We start from the raw sequence: 15,307 nt of genomic DNA on the forward strand, positions 1-15,307 counted from the left end.
AGGAATAATCTGGGGGTTATTCTAACGATTCGTGTCACCATTGTCAGTTAACAATGGTTTAAATAACGTTTTGATGACTAACGTCATGTTGAAGGTTTATCCAAACTTCGTTTGGGATGGCTGACGTCAAGAGTGCGGCCTTACGGCCGAGGTAAGTCGTGGAACTCCGTTCCACACCAGGGTAGGTGTAGCCTTTCGGCCGGAATTACGTTTTCCAAACTTCGTTTGGAGATGAAAGTCGTGGGTCTTCAACCCACACCCGTAGATGTGCGGCCTTACGGCCGAGGTGAGTCGTGGAACTCCGTTCCACACTAGGGCAAGAGGGGGATCTCCAGCAATCCCCCTCTTGCATCTCCCCGTGCCGCCCCAGACGAAGTTGTGATCCCTACGTGGCTATTTGAAAATGACTGACGCTTCCGATGGGGCATCCAAGCCCCCCGAAAGCTAGCCTCACATCCATGTGAGTCTCACGCCATTTTCTGCAATCCACTCCGGTAACTTCGATGGGGATTTGTCGTAGCTTCTACCTGCAACCTCACTACCTAGAACAAACTTAACTCTGACCCAACTTTTCATTTATAAGTATCATTAGTGATCGGGCGCAACGCCGCCAGCAGGGGCAGACAAAGCGCGTAGCGGTTTGGCTGTCCCTCTGGCTGGCCTTGTTAGCCTTTTTGCTGCGCACGAAGTTTGCTATAAACATCTTTGGCATTTTCAATAAGCTCAAATTTAGGCACGTTGGCGCCACCCATGCCTGGAAAACTATTGCCACCAAAGAAATTCGCCATTTGGTTTTCATGGCCAAATGTAACCGTGCCTGACAAATCGCTTTTTTCTGTAAGACTGACGTCAGTTAAAGTTGCCAAATTAAGACTTTTAACACCTTTGCTGAAAAGACCAGAAATAATAATGGCTCTTCGGTCTGTTAGGCCGTAAAACGTTTTTGCTCGCTTTTTTGAGTCGTAGATAAACCGACCAAAAATCATGTACAGCCCAACAATGACGAATGGGAGGCCAAACAGAGGAAAGACATAAGCAATAGCGCCAGCATCGTCTTTGGGGATACTAAGAACCATAACTTCCCAAAATATGGCAAAACCACCCCAAAGAAGACTGAATGGAATCATGAATATATCAGATCCTCTAAACACAGTTCCTTGTTTAGGCGCACCGGCCCAGATCAACTTTTCTCCTGAATCTAGTTCTCTCTGAACTATTTGTTGTGCGTCGAAGTTCATATTTCTCCTGTAAGGCTAACGCTTTGCTAATTGGCTGCCGCAGCGTAGCGTAGGCAGTCCAGTGGAGGCCACGCTGTTTGTGGCCGGAACGAAATTAAGCAACTTGTTATGTTTTACCACACCGATACCTTTGTCTCGATGTAGATTGAATGCTCATCCAGTTCACCAGTTGGTAGCAAAGTGACTGACTCGATCTGAACTAATTTACCATCGAGAACGCTATCAGAAAGCCAAAAATCTTCTCTGGCTACTGAATACTCTGGTTGCCCCATGCTGCCCGGATACGCACCATTTAGATCGTCATCCAATGGCTCGATTGCAACGATATCGTAAAGCTGGCCATCTTCTACAACTGGGCCAACGTGTGTAATTTTGCCTTTTGAAATATCCGGTGACAGTGAAGCCCACCATTCAGAGGTGCCAATATGAGGGTGTTCAGCAAAAAATTCTGGAAATGACGATTGAAGATCTTTGTTTAATTCAGAAGCCCAATCAGCACTTTCTTTTTCTAGGTCGAAGATTACATCCATGTCATTTCCTTTAAAACATACGCCCCACTTAAGGGCAAATACCGCAGGCTAAACTAAAGAGCGCAGCGACTGAGAGCCTGCGAGTATTTGTCCCAGTGTGCGCAGCACACGACTACAGTGGCTTGTATGGTTAATCCTGTTCCATTTTAGGGTAAATTGGAGGCCCACCCTCAATGGCCGTTGAGGGTCTTTATGCAGTAGCTCGATTGAATGGCGGCTCCTCTTACGAGAGACCGGTAACAAGTGAGTAGCGCTGCATAACTCCTAGCAATAACTCGAACAGTCATTGGGGCCTCGAGCCCGTATAGCAAGGCAGAGTAAGCTTATAATGAACAACCATAAAAACCAAACTGAAATCAATGTCGGCGTTGATGTCGGTAAGTCACAGCTCGATATCGTTCTACATCCACTCGACCTACATTTATCTATCCCAAATGACCCTGAACATATCCAGAAAGTCATTCAGGTACTTAAGAAGCATCCGGTAAAACGCATCGTCACTGAGGCGACGGGTCGTTATGAGCATGCCTTTGTCTTTGCCTGCGATAAAGCTAATTTACCCGTTGTTATCGTCAATCCAATCAAAGTTCGTCGCTTTGCCTAAGCTATCGGTGTCATGGCGAAAACAGACAGAATTGATGCTTCAGTCATCGCTCAATTTTCGGCAATCATTAAACCTGAGATAAAGCAACTTCCGGATGAACAGTCAAAAATAATCAAAGACTTACTAATCAGACGAACTCAGCTACTTGAAATGGCAACAATGGAAAAAAATCGTCTCCAAATCATGCCCAAAGAGCTTCATAAATCAATTAATACTTTGCTTAAATCACTTAACCAGCAAATAGATAAACTTACGGAAAAACTCGATAAGCTCGTAGCCCAGGTCAAAGAATGGCGCGTCAAATCGGAAATATTGACGAGTGTTCCTGGGGTGGGGAAAGTGCTTTCCTACACTCTGCTTAGTGAAATGCCAGAGTTAGGAAAACTAAACCGAAAAGAAATTGCCGCCCTAGTTGGTGTCGCTCCCATGAACCGCGAAAGTGGTTCTTACAAGGGTAAACGCAGGATCCGTGGTGGTCGCCACAGAATACGTACAGTCATGTTTATGGCGATGATGTCTGCCATACAGTGTAATCCTGTTTTTAAGCGCTATTACCAGCGTCTCAAAGCGGCTGGAAAAATGCCGAAAGTAGCACTGATCGCCTGCATGCGAAAGCTCATCGTGATCTTGAATACCATGCTTAAAAGCGAGGAGCTGTGGTGCGCAAAAAACGGATAAATATATTGACTAAACACCACAGTCACTTGTTATATGGCATGAGCTTCAACGAAGTAGCTACTTTTATCAAAATCCCAGCTGATTGGTTTTACCAAGAAAGGATTGAGAAAGTCCGTATTTGCTGCAAGAACTGGATAGCACCCAAACATGGGTTGATCAGGGTTGGTTTCACCAAACTCTTTCTTAAACGCGTCCAACTCAAAATCCCAAAGCTCGTTTTCAGCAACAAGCTCTTCTGTTTCCTCTGAGTACTCAGCGATATAACGCCTCACTTTATACTTTTCGTCGATCATCTGCTTGCCATATAACGCCTGCGTTTGGGGCTGGAGCCGCGTAGCGGCGGAAGTCCCAGCACCGAAGGTGCGAACAACACGCACTGGTTAGGCGATTTATAGATTAAGTTTGCTGATAACACTGGATAATGTTGCTTCATTTTTAGTGTCTTTTACTGATGCTAAAAGATCTACCGCCATTTCAGCCAGGTCAGGATTGTCGCATTTTGTGTATTTGTAAATTAACTCTTTGAATCTACCAAGAGTGATATTTCTCTCAATTTCAATAGAGTATAAATCCTGTGAAATATTCCATATGTACGAGATCAACTTCCTGAGCCCACTACAATTACTCCCTTCATAGCTGAAAATCCATAAATCTCCTGAACTATCGATGATATGCTCTGTGAGGTTTCTTTGAATATTGTAGGGAACAATGGCTTTATCACCGCTAATTTCTCCATAGAACTTATCAAGAACAAATAGGTTGCTCTGTCTTAGTTCAATTATTGGATAATTCATGTCGATCTCCATTCGCCTAACGCCCTGTTATGGGGCGGATTAAGCTTGGCTATACTAGCGAAGAATGAGCATCAGCCAAGCATTAAGACGTCCATTCCATAAACAGCTTGTTATATGAATTTACCGTATAAGCCTTGAATGCTAAACTCATAACTAGAAAATTGCTCAGAACTTGAAATATCCATACATGTTATTTTAAAAGAAACTTTAACAGCCCCTTCTGGCAAAGCTAAATCATTAAAACATTGATCAACAAAGCCACCATCTGAATTTCTAACTTCCGCTGAGATTTTAATAGAGCTAAGTTTTTCAAATTCCAATGATGAGACCTCTCCAGAAATAACCAAGTGTGAAGAGCCTGAATCTCTAGTAACAATCCTATTAGAACTATTAAGAACTTGAAATTTTTCTATCTTATGGGCAATTTCAATACGGTCTTCATGAAAGAGAGATTCAACAAAAACCATTCCATTTAGAATCAATGCGGCAGCAAGAGAAAAGCCGATCCCCCATAGAAATCCACTAATCAATTTATTTTTCACCGAACCTCCGTATTCATATAACGCCCACATAAAAGGCCGACTGGAGCGCAGCGTAAGGAGGTCCAGCGGAACAAAGTGGAGCGATTTTTGATGTGTTTGTTAAGGTTTGACCTCGATTATAAAACCATGAGTGGAATCACCGATGCCGCTCCACCAACCAAAAAATGTTAGAACATAAGTGCCCGGATCAAGTTCTAGCTCCAGGCTTTGTGTGCCTAAAGCCTTTATAGGCTGGACATTTTCAACCGGCACATTCCATAAGCTTGTATCTGGCCCCACGTCATAATCATTTAGATCTGAAGGGGTAACCTTTGAGATCATATACTCAATATACTTGACCTTCGCTGGAAGCGGCATAATCAGTTCAAGTTTTACAGGACTCGAAACCTGAAGCGGCGCTTTTGCAGATGGCCATGCTATTGGGTCACTGCACATCGTTCCGGAACCAAGCGGCCAGCAAAAGCCACCAACTCGTGATTCTTGTGACTGCCCTTCTATTACGATAGTTGCCGTTGGCACTTCATCAAAGCTTGGTGATGATGCGCAACCAGCCAAGATCATAAAAATTATTGATATTAAAATTCGATGCATATTCTTGTGTAACCTTAACGCCCAAAGCAGCGGCGCGCGTTAGCGCGTCCAGCCCGCAGGGCGATGCTGCCTTTGTTTGTTATGTTTTTATTCCGAGACAATTTTAATGCCTCTGTTTTCTGCAACACCTTCATTGAAGATGGCGAGTACTTTTAGCTGAAATTCAGCCATATGTTCTGGAGCGGTACCTGTATTGATACTATGAATTGTATATGGAGGTTCAATTGAGTTTATATCCCCAGTAACCACACTATCTGCCAGGGCATCAAGGTTTCTCCCGTGCCACTCTGGCGCTTTTACCTGGGGGAGGAACATGTTGTAGAAATCCTCCTCTTTCTCAATTTTTTTCCAGTCAACGAGTATCTCCATGATTCATCCTGAAACATAACGCCGCCAGCAGCGGCCGTAGTGGAGGCGCGAAGCGCCGGAACGGAGGTCCAGCCCACGCAGTGGGCGTTGCTGGCTGGCCTTGTTATGCATTTTTACCCCAAGCGCCCGCATCCAGACCCGCCTGCAAATATTTCTGAAACTTATCATCTTCCAGATTGAAGAAGTCATAGCCGGTTTTCTTGAACCCATCAACTTCGGGGCTTTCTACTTTACCAATGCCTCCATTAGCCTCAGAGTATTCTGCTTGGAGAATATAGAGAAGTTGATAAAACCTAAAATCTGGATTGGCCTTCCATATCCTACCTATCAAATTTAAGATCTCATCAATCCTTTCAGGGTCTCTCATGATTTAATTTCCATTTAATGCATAACAGCTTATTAGTGCGCATGCGCGTTTACCTCGTTGGACCAGTGAAAACGCGCACAGTTAACTATTTGTATGTAATGAACTTATCAGCATATTGCCAAATATACCATCTGCAAAAACGCGCATGCGCGTTTTCCAAACCTATTATCTCAAGTAGTCAACACATAACTGATTGATAAAAATGAATTATACGGATTAGTACATGTATAAACGCGCAAAATTATTTCACTATTTTCCTTGATATTCGGAAACACTAAATAATACTGTATAAATAAACAGTACATTAGAAATGAGGTAATCATGAGTCTAAAAAGCCCATTTCTAATCGGTGTTCAAGAAACAATGCGTATGCGTGGTTACAGTATTAGGAATAGTCGGGCCAGAGTAAACTTTTACTTACTTGCTGCAAATGCCGGTTGTGGCTACAAGAAATCCCCATCGAAGTTGCCGAAATGCGCAGATGAAAATGCCGTATAGCCATCATGGACGATGGCTAAGGCTCGGAGGGACAGGAGTCCCATCCGAGTCGTTAGGCGATTTTCATTGAAGCATGAGGATCAACAACTTCGTCGGGGGCGTCAGGGTGGATGCAAGGGCGAAGGTCATGTCAATGACCGTTTTGAGCGAGAGGCATGGATGCCGAACTGGCTTTTTACAAGGAAGTATTTGGCGAGGACGAGCAGTCCTCCTTGTCCGGGTGTGGGATGGAATCCCACGACGTTCATCTTCAAACGGAGTTTGAAAATCAAGCAAATGGTCATAGCTCCTATCCATCCCACAACATGGGAAGACTCAAACGACTTACCTTGACCGTCAGGTCGCACATCCCCAGGTGTGGGATGGAATCCCACTCCGCTAATCCAAACGGAGTTTGGAAAACGAATGAACGTCCGCATTCATAAAAATATCAACCACTTCCCTAAGTGCCTATACTGCAAGTACAATGATAACCCTTAGGAAAAGTTGGCAAGACCAAAGGAAAGGCGATGACACTGAAGGAAGATGTCAACAAGCTCACTCAGGCCCTGGAGGCGATGCAGTCACAGCAGGCATCGGACCGCGCGGCGCTCACGAGTCAGTTAGCGGAGTTTAGCCAGCAGCTGGCCGAGCTCAACGCACGGGTAAATGCCCTTGAGGGCTACGAGCAGCCCGAGTATCCACAGCAGACGCATTCGACGACTGCGCACACACATTCTATAGATTCAACCTCGGCATCGGCGCCAAGCCTCTCAAGCCAATACTTGCCATGGCAGACCCCGCCAGGGCTGTTAAAACCAGAGCAGTTAAAACCAGAGCCACCACAAGCAGCGCACACGCAGTCAGAGCCGTTACAGTCAGCGCAGCTAGAGTTAGAGAAGACACCGTCATCCCAGCGAGGCGAACTCAGCCAGCAGGCCGATACCAGCTATCGCCACGACGCCTGGCAGCGCCAGACCCCTCAAGCAGAAAAACAGGCTCAAACTCGACCTTCGGCTCGCTCAACGAAAACCACAAAACAGAAGACCGCCACTCCAGGTATTGGCCAACAGCTAGCCAACTCGGTGGCCCAGCTTCAGGGCTCGCTCGGGCAGCTAGTTAATTTGCTGCTCGGCCCCTTCGGCGGTCTCGGCGAGCAGGCCAAGGCCTTCTATCAACACTATCAGGCCAAGGGACAGGGCGCGGTATTTCTGATGACACTCGCGGGCATTGTCACCCTGACCCTGGGCTTTGGTTACCTGCTGCAATACTCCATCAACCACTGGTTCTCCGAGCTTGGCAAGGCCATGCTAGGGCTTATCACAGCCAATAGCGTGATCACCGGCGGCCTGTTTATCCGGCGGGCCAGGCCCGGCATGGAGGACTATGCCTCGGGCATAGTGGGCCTTGGCATCATATTGAATTACCTCTGTATCTATTTCCTCGGCCCCTACTTTGAGCTGATCCCAGAGAGCGCCGCCTTATTGCTGATGCTGGTCAACACCCTCCTGGGTTACGGCCTGGCGATGAAGCTGGAGACTAAGGTGGTGGCCATCATCGCCCTGTGCGGCGGCTCCCTGGCGCCGCTTATGCTGCTCGATGCCAGCCAGGCACCGCTGCTCTATCTGCCCTATTTGCTGATCATAGGCGCCTGCTCTCTGGTGCAGAGTCACAGGCTAAACTGGCCCGTGCTGCTGGAGATCACGGCGCTGCTGCATATCGCCTGTGTGCAGCTGCTGAGCTTCTTCCTGTTTCTGCCGCTGGCGCCAATCGGCCCCATGGCCATGCTGGCGCTGGGGTGCATCAACGCCCTCTTCTATCTCTATGGCCTGGGTAGCCTCTGGTTGCAGGCCAAGCGTGAGCCCAGTGCGCGCCTGCTCATGGTGCCCGTGGCCATGCTCTGTTTTACCCTCTATACCCTGGGGGAGTTTACCTCTTACGCCGGTGAGCTGTTCGCGATCAACGGCGTTATCTGCGCCCTGCTCTATTGGAAGATACGGCGCGATAGCCTGATCGCACCGCTGATGCTGGCCGCGGCCGGGGTGTTCGCCGGGGTGGCGGCGCTCTACCTCATCAGCGCCGATCTCCTTGGCTTGGTGCTGTTGATCGAGGCACTGCTGCTACTCTGGCTCGGCGCTAAACATGATTTTATCGCCATTCGCACCGAGGCCTATATCCTGTTGGCGATGGGCCTTGGCAGCAACCTGCTGACCCTGTTCGACAGCCTGGCAGTGAGTCACCGCAAGCTGGGTGGCGCCGCGGGAATGACAGATAACCTTATCCTCATTCTCACCCTTACACTAAGCTGCGCCGCCTGTTATCAGGCGATACGCCTGATTGACGCCCTGGGGGATAGGCTTACCGGGACGGAGCGACTGCTGCGCCGCGCCCTGCAGGGCGTTTTTGGTCAGCTGCTGGCGATCACCGCGCTGTTTATCGGCTACTGCTTGAGCCCAGAATATTATCTCAACGGCCTGCCACTCATCGCCCTGATGCTGCTCTACCTGGGCAGACGAGACGGGCTGCGCTTTACCGAGATCATGGCCTGGTTCTGGCTACTGCCGCTAGGCGGCCTCATCATGCTGGGCATGCTAGAGGCGGGCAGCGTCAACTTTGCCCAGCAGCCTCTCAACGCCAAGCTGGCGCGTATCGAGGTGTTCAGCAGCCTGCTGCTGGCCTACAACTGGTATAAGCGATACACACCTCAGTCGCCGCTGCTAAGTCTGGCCTACTATGTTCAGCTCATCTGTTACCTGGCGCTGCCGCTCCTGCTGCTGCCTAAGGTGCTGCGCAGCTATCTGGAGCTGCTCCCCATCTACCTCTGGCTGGCCAGCGCCATGGCCCTTGGCCTCGCGAGGTTCGTGCGCCACCGGAGCCTGGTGATCGAGACGCAATTGCTCTGTGCCACGGCCATACTGTTCACCGCCATTAGCTGTCTGGACAATCAGTGGCAGGGATTAGTCGCCCTCGCCATTGGCGCGCTGGCACTGGGCTCAGTGCACGGCCGTTATGAGCAAATGAACCGGCACTGGCGCATATTACTGCGCTTCCCCTGGCAGTTGAGCCCCTTCTATTTTGCCTTGGTCCTGGCCGTTGCCGTACAGACTCTGTCTGGGCTTATCGCCCCGGGTTGGTCCCTGGTATTCCTGGCGTTGACCGGCTACTTTGCCCTGCTGGTCGAGCGCGATAACGCCCTGGGCAGACGTTTCGCCAAGGCGCTGAGACCCGGCTACGATCTCGCCTATGGCTTGCTTCTCCTGCTGCCGCTGGCGCCCATCATATTGCATGGCGATCGCCCCTTGGGGCTGGATATCAGCAGCCTGCTGTTTAGCCTCAGCGAGCTGGGCATATTGGTGGTGCTCGCCTGGTATCTCAGGGGCAAGCGACTCGGCATCGAGTCCCACAAGAAGTTGCTGCCGAAACCTGCCCTGCTGTGGGGCTGGCACAGCCTGCTGGCGGTGAGCTATTTCCTCTGGAGTTATCAGCTGGGGGATCAGGTAGCCGCGCCTATCAGTAGCATCTTGCTGGTGAGCCATGGCAGCGCGCTCATGTTCCTCAGCCTGCGACCGCAACAGACCAGCCTGATACGCATGGCGGGGATCCTCTTCGGCCTCGCCTGTCTCAAGATATTGTTTATCGACATGGCCTCCTTCGTGCTGGTGCAGAAGGTGGTCGCCTTCATCGTCATCGGCATCATACTGCTGACGGTGGCCTACTTCTATCAGAAGCAGAAGAACCGGCTGCTGGCCCTAGGTTAAGGATTAAAGGTTAAAGAGTTAGGTCGATGCCAAGATTACTGGCATAAAAAAAGAGGAGCCTAGGCTCCTCTTTTTCACTTTAGCTTCAAGCATCTTGGGTCATACCCGAAATGCTTGTCTGGCCTTTCATCTTATTCAGCCATCTTATTTAGCCGTTTTAGCTAAGGCGCGCCTTGGCCTTACGGCGACGCAGCAGTGCCAGCGGCAACAGGCCAAGCAGACCTAGCCCTAAGGCACCACCCGAGCTAGACTCAGGCTGCACAACCTCAGGCTGAGGCGGCGGTGTCGGCTCGATGCCATCGGATTCCACCGTCAGCATGAAGCTGGTGCTGGCGGCATCGCCACTGTGCTCGTTATCGCGTACCGTCACAGTGACCAGGGTATCACCGTGGAAGTTGGCCTCAGGGATCAGGGTAAAGCTGTTGCCCTGCACCTCGGCTGTGATGTGCTCACCAGTCACCTCGACCGTGTTCGGTACCTTGTTGGCATCGATATAGCTTACCGTCAGCCCTTCCAGCGGCGTGTTCTCGGCCACAAGCTGATCGGCAATCTCGGCGATCTGTATGTTGCCTTGGACGCTGATAGCATGGGTGAGCTGAATCGACGGCGCCCCTTCGAGGTCATAATCCAGCACTATGTCTTGTACCGTACCGGTCGCCTCAGGCTTGATCACCGCCTTGAAGTTCACTTCCATACGGCTCTGCTCAGGTCCCACATAGTCGAAACAGACCACGAGATCGTCGGCTAGCACCTCATCTAAGTTATCGAAGCCCAGCACCTCATAGAGGCCGCCGCCCTTGGCGCCTGCCTTGGTCGACCACTGAGTATCGAAGCCTTCGATAAACACGGCACCCTTGGCCAGATCGGCACCCAGGTTGTCGTAGGCATAGATGATCTCGAACTGACCCGGACGGTCATCGATGCCGCTACGCAGAATCGTTTCGAAATCATACTCTTCGCCTGTGTTCTTATCGGTCACGTTATCGAACTCGAGGAAGAGTAGATCCCCAAGGTCTGGACGCTCCTCGGCGTACTGAGAGGCAATAGTCAGTCCCCATGGATCTTCCCAGTGACGACGATACTTACCTTCGAAGCTACCACGCCAGAATGGTGCCAGCGCCTCGACCAGGAAGCCCGGACCACGGTGCAGCATCATGTACCAGTAGCCCGTGTTGAGCTTCATGGCCCCTACAGTATGCATGCGCAGATAACCGGCGTTCGGCTGGTTGTACAGCTCGAACTTGGCGCCTTCCTTGTAGAACAACCAGTCGATAGGCACGTCGAAGGCGCTGCGATAGTCGCCCACAAACCAGTCGGCCATCGGCTGCATCTTGAACTCACCGAACAGGTCGATATAGCCACCGGTCGAGTACTCGTCGATCATCGGCGTGCGACACATCTTATCGGTCAGGTTGGTGGTCATCTTGTACTCGCGCTGTACGTCGCGGGTCGACGCCTGCATGCCCGTCAGGGTAAAGCCACGCTCATCGGCGGTCACCGCCTGAGTCACCTGATCGTTGTTGGTGGTCAGGGTCGCCGGTGCCAGACGCATTCCCTCAGGCAGTTGCAGGGCAAACTGATACTGACGGTCCTGAGTCTCCATGTTGGCGGCGATCTTCAGGCTGATATCCACCACATCCATGCTACGTGCCTTGTCCTGGCTCACTTCCCAGGTCACCGCATCGTCGGCGCGGCGAATATCCAGGGCGGTGAAGCCCAGGGTGCCCTCGGCGCCCGGCATGTTGCCGAGGTCGAAACCACCATAGTAGATATCACCGGCCTGGGTCTGTGGCAGGTTCCAGTTGATGCCGATCTCATAGTTACCGTTACCATCGTGCGAGGCTGGGCCCGTGATGCTCAGGTTACCGCGATCGTCATCTTCCATGATGATGGCGTAGCCTGTATCCACGTCCACTTCACCCTGGCCATAGGCCATGGCGGTAGCAACCCAGTAAGTGCCGGGCGCCGGGTTTTCCAGGCTACAGTAGTTATGCTCCGCCTGACTGGTTGAGAGACAAACGGTTTCCGCCGAGTATTCCGCCTTGATGGCGCTGCTGTCGGCTTCGCTGTCTGGCACGAAGGTGCCGTTGTCGTTCTCATCCAGACCCACAATCACAAACGGATGAGGCGTGGTGTAGCGCGGGTTGAGATCCTCGAGGGTGCTCACCACTCCGGCCTTCTGCACCTCGACCACCAAACGCTTGGCGCCCTCGGGTACCGTGATGGTGCGGATATCCCAGCCCTTCTCGATATAGTCCTGACGCAGGAAAGGCCCCACGGCTGTCAGACGATTGCTATACACCTCAGGCTTCACCGGGCCGTAGAAACGCGGCGTCAGCTGGCTGTAGGCATCGGTGTTCACCGTCAGCATTTCTGTGCCTTGGTCCCTGGTGATCTCGAAATGATGTGACACGGGCAGCTGCTCGCCACTGGTGGCCACCACCACAGGCATGTGCACCTCTGGTGCTCTGTCACCCTGCTCCTTCAACACCACCTGGCCATTGAAGAAGGTGTCCTTGTTGAGCACCGCATCCCACGGGCCATCGGCCTCTTCGGGATCGACTTTGATCTCTATCTTGCTCGGCGGTGTCGCCGTCACGATAATGCTCTGGGTCTCGCCCGCCTTGAGAGAGAACTGCGCCGGCGATACCGTCAGCTCGAAGCCCTCCTCCTTGCCGATACCCTCTACCGTCCAGGTACCGTCACGGGTTGCCTTCACCGTACGCATCCAGCTGCAGGTGTCGGTGCACTCCATCTCCACCATAGAGGGGATGTTGAGCCAATTCACCAGACCGCCGTTGGTCGGGTCGGCATTGCGGTAGTTTTCGACAGTCTCATCCATCAACAGGCCGGTATCTGCGGCGCGCGCCACGTTGATCGCCCCCGCCCCGGCCATGAAGTTGTAGTAAGGCTCGATGAGCTGATAGCCGGTGTTGAGCATCACAGGGCCCGCCGTTAGCATCAGCGCCGATTGGATCTCAGCCGGTGTCCAGTCTGGATGGATCTGACTCAGCAGCGTCATGGCGCCAGTCACATGAGGCGTCGCCATCGAGGTGCCGCTCATGAAGGTCCAGTCAGAGGCCGTCGGTGAGTAGGTGAAGGGTTGATCGTCGGCGTTGGCCGCATAGATATCGACACCCGGCGCCGTCAGATCCGGTACCAAGGTGTTATTGGTGCGGCTCGGCCCCATGGAGCTGAAGGTCGCCAGGTTGTTGCCCAGCTCGGCGTCCAAGTAATAGTCGTTGCTATAGTCTGAGATGGTCGCGCGGGCGGCTTCGCCGTTACGGTTGACCCAGTTACGCAGCTTGTAGCGCTCGGCGGCCTTGATCTGAATGCCAGGCAGCACGAAGTTGTCCGCCACCAGGTTGTCCGCCGAGTAGCTGATGTTTTGCAGGATGAAACCACCCGCGCCACCGGCCGCCACGTTCTTTGCCTTGTCGACGCGAGCGATGTCGCCGCGCTCACACACCACGATCTGATCGCTGGTGAAGGTACCGGCCGGGAACGGCGCATTACAGCTGGCGGCGTTATAGCCATCGTTAAGATCCGGGTCGGCATATTTCTCGGCCATCACCACCTGACCGGTGATACCACCGGAAAAGCTCTTGCCCTGCATTGGCGCGGTTGGCGCGCTTACCCCTTCGAACTCACCTAAGGTCTTCACCCCGGCGTCGAGCTGACGATCATGGGTGCTGGCACCTACGGTAGTCACCCAAGGCGAGCTGTGATCCGACGACCAGTAGGCGCCGTTGTTACCCGCCGCCACGGCGACGGAGATCCCCGCCTCACGGGCAGCCAGGAAGGCAAGCTCCATGGGATCGGCCCAAGGCAGAGACTCGGCGCCGCCGATAGAGAAGTTGATGGCATCGACGCCATCGGCTATCGCATCTTCAAATGCCGACAGGATCGCCGACTCTGGGCAGCCCGCATAGGGGTCGCCGCTGCCACCGGGCCAACAGACTTGATAGGCGATGATATGGGCGCGGGGCGCCACACCACTGGTTTGTGGGAAGTTAAAGGGCACATTGATACCGTCGCTGGTCGCCTCGCCGCTGAAGGTTTGCAGCGGGGTGTCGGTCAGGGTGTTACCCGCGACCGTGCTGGCGGTGTGAGAGCCGTGGCCGTTATAGTCTTCGCCATTGGCCGGACGGATCATCACGGGACGACTGCTGGTTTGAAACTCAGGTGCGCCATAGACATCGGTGATCTCAGGGTATGAATGGACACCAATCAACTTGTTGTTACACAGCTCTGGCGAGTCGACACAATCCCCCACGCCGTTGTCGGCACCGAAAGGGTTAGTAGCGGCGTAGGCCTCATCGTCGGCGAACGCCGGGTGATCTGTGTTGATCCCCGTGTCTATGATGCCCACGACCATGCCTTCACCCTTGGCGGCCAGGCTACCCGAGGTTGCCGTGCCCTGCCACACCTTGTCGGCGCCGATGAACTCGGGGCCACGGTCGGTGCGCAGCTGGAACACGCGGTTAGGCGAGATGCGGGTGACGCCACGCTGATGAGACATCTTGATGGCATCTTCCTGGGTCATCTCCACCACCATGGCATTGCTCGCCAGGGTGAACTGCTTGGTCACCTTCACCGAGGCGCCGGCCTGACGGGCGCTGGCGATAAACTTATCCTGCTTGGACACCAGGTATTGCTTGTAGGCCTGAGCCGAGGCGGTATTGACCGCGACTCTGCCCTTGGCGATCACAGAGCGGTTTTTGGGCGCCGTGGTGGCGGCGTAGCCCGGCACGTCACCGGCATAGGTGGCGAGCGGCTCGGCATCGAGCTGAACGATATAGGTCTGCACGCCGCTGGCCTTTTCCGATGGCGTGAAGATCTCCTCAGGCGTGCGCGCCTTCTTGACGCGGTTGATCTGCCCAGGAGTGCCCAGGTAGACCTCGCCACTCAACTCGAGTTGACGTTCCTCGTTGACCCGCTGAATATCTTCGGCGGTAAAGGTCGGGGTGTAGAAGCTGGTGCCAGGCACCTTCTCCATCCCCGGCTGGGCGATGGCAATCGAGCCCGCCCCGGCGAGATAGAGCGCGGTCAGACTGGCGACGGCGCTTCGCTTAAACATTTGTTGGGTACGCATTGATATTCCTTTGAAATCATAAGCTTATTATTTTTCATGCATTTACATGCGCATTAGGTATATCAAACGACGTCAAAGAAAAACGTACCTTTATGTAACATTTGGGCTACATTCGTGCCATTAATCGACCCGTATTTACCCCAGAAAAAGTGACCATGGAAAACCCTTACTTTCTCCCGGACATAGTGACTCAAGCTAGGCGAGGCTCACCGCGCAACAGCTCCTACCAACAAGCTTGCCGCCGGCTAAACAGATCCTCTGGAC

The 15,307-nt window shown here is 52.5% G+C and carries 10 protein-coding genes and 1 pseudogene; 2 read left to right on the forward strand and 9 right to left on the reverse strand.

All coding sequences use genetic code 11. The annotated features are described in order from the left end of the window. Nucleotides 1–665: 665 nt before the first annotated feature. Both K0H81_RS16400 and K0H81_RS16405 read right to left on the reverse strand, forming a co-directional pair. The gene (locus tag K0H81_RS16400) at nt 666–1,238 is read right to left on the reverse strand and encodes a YdbT family protein (RefSeq protein ID WP_220059020.1); all 573 of its coding nucleotides are present in this window, start codon (nt 1,236–1,238) and stop codon (nt 666–668) included. Between the two features lie 113 nt (nt 1,239–1,351). After that, nucleotides 1,352–1,768: a hypothetical protein gene (locus K0H81_RS16405; RefSeq protein WP_220059021.1), complete on the reverse strand. Its 417-nt coding sequence runs from the start codon at nt 1,766–1,768 to the stop codon at nt 1,352–1,354. Nucleotides 1,769–2,096: 328 nt separating this feature from the next. Between K0H81_RS16405 and K0H81_RS16410 the strand changes: the two are divergent. Beyond that, nucleotides 2,097–3,050, forward strand: a pseudogene (locus K0H81_RS16410) (IS110 family RNA-guided transposase). A 29-nt stretch (nt 3,051–3,079) separates the two neighbouring features. On the opposite strand, the gene K0H81_RS16415 reads toward K0H81_RS16410, so the two are convergent. From K0H81_RS16415 to K0H81_RS16440, 6 genes are all read right to left on the reverse strand, one after another. Then, complete coding sequence (locus K0H81_RS16415) at nt 3,080–3,343, reverse strand: DUF7683 domain-containing protein (protein ID WP_220059022.1); 264 nt, start codon at nt 3,341–3,343, stop codon at nt 3,080–3,082. Nucleotides 3,344–3,439: 96 nt separating this feature from the next. Continuing rightward, the gene (locus tag K0H81_RS16420; RefSeq protein ID WP_220059023.1) at nt 3,440–3,844 is read right to left on the reverse strand and encodes a hypothetical protein; all 405 of its coding nucleotides are present in this window, start codon (nt 3,842–3,844) and stop codon (nt 3,440–3,442) included. Between the two features lie 110 nt (nt 3,845–3,954). Beyond that, a complete protein-coding gene (locus K0H81_RS16425; RefSeq protein ID WP_220059024.1) occupies nt 3,955–4,386 on the reverse strand; it encodes a hypothetical protein in 432 nt (143 codons plus the stop codon). Between the two features lie 99 nt (nt 4,387–4,485). Beyond that, nucleotides 4,486–4,977 (reverse strand): hypothetical protein, encoded by a 492-nt coding sequence (locus K0H81_RS16430; RefSeq protein ID WP_220059025.1) that lies wholly within the window; start codon nt 4,975–4,977, stop codon nt 4,486–4,488. A gap of 87 nt (nt 4,978–5,064) precedes the next feature. Continuing rightward, nucleotides 5,065–5,346 carry a barstar family protein gene (locus K0H81_RS16435; protein ID WP_220059026.1) on the reverse strand — a complete coding sequence of 94 codons (282 nt, stop codon included), beginning with the start codon at nt 5,344–5,346 and terminating at the stop codon, nt 5,065–5,067. A 103-nt stretch (nt 5,347–5,449) separates the two neighbouring features. Beyond that, nucleotides 5,450–5,713 carry a hypothetical protein gene (locus K0H81_RS16440; protein ID WP_220059027.1) on the reverse strand — a complete coding sequence of 88 codons (264 nt, stop codon included), beginning with the start codon at nt 5,711–5,713 and terminating at the stop codon, nt 5,450–5,452. 1,007 nt (nt 5,714–6,720) lie between these two features. Here K0H81_RS16440 and K0H81_RS16445 point away from each other — a divergent pair. Then, entirely contained in the window at nt 6,721–9,948 is a 3,228-nt protein-coding gene (locus tag K0H81_RS16445; protein WP_220059028.1) for a DUF2339 domain-containing protein, read from the forward strand. Between the two features lie 157 nt (nt 9,949–10,105). Here K0H81_RS16445 and K0H81_RS16450 read toward each other — a convergent pair whose 3' ends face one another. Next, nucleotides 10,106–15,043, reverse strand: coding sequence for a S8 family serine peptidase (locus K0H81_RS16450; protein WP_220059029.1), 4,938 nt, complete (start codon nt 15,041–15,043; stop codon nt 10,106–10,108). Nucleotides 15,044–15,307: the final 264 nt, after the last annotated feature.

Origin of the sequence: Shewanella halotolerans, from assembly GCF_019457535.1 — a bacterium.
Classification (GTDB): Bacteria; Pseudomonadota; Gammaproteobacteria; order Enterobacterales; family Shewanellaceae; genus Shewanella; species Shewanella halotolerans.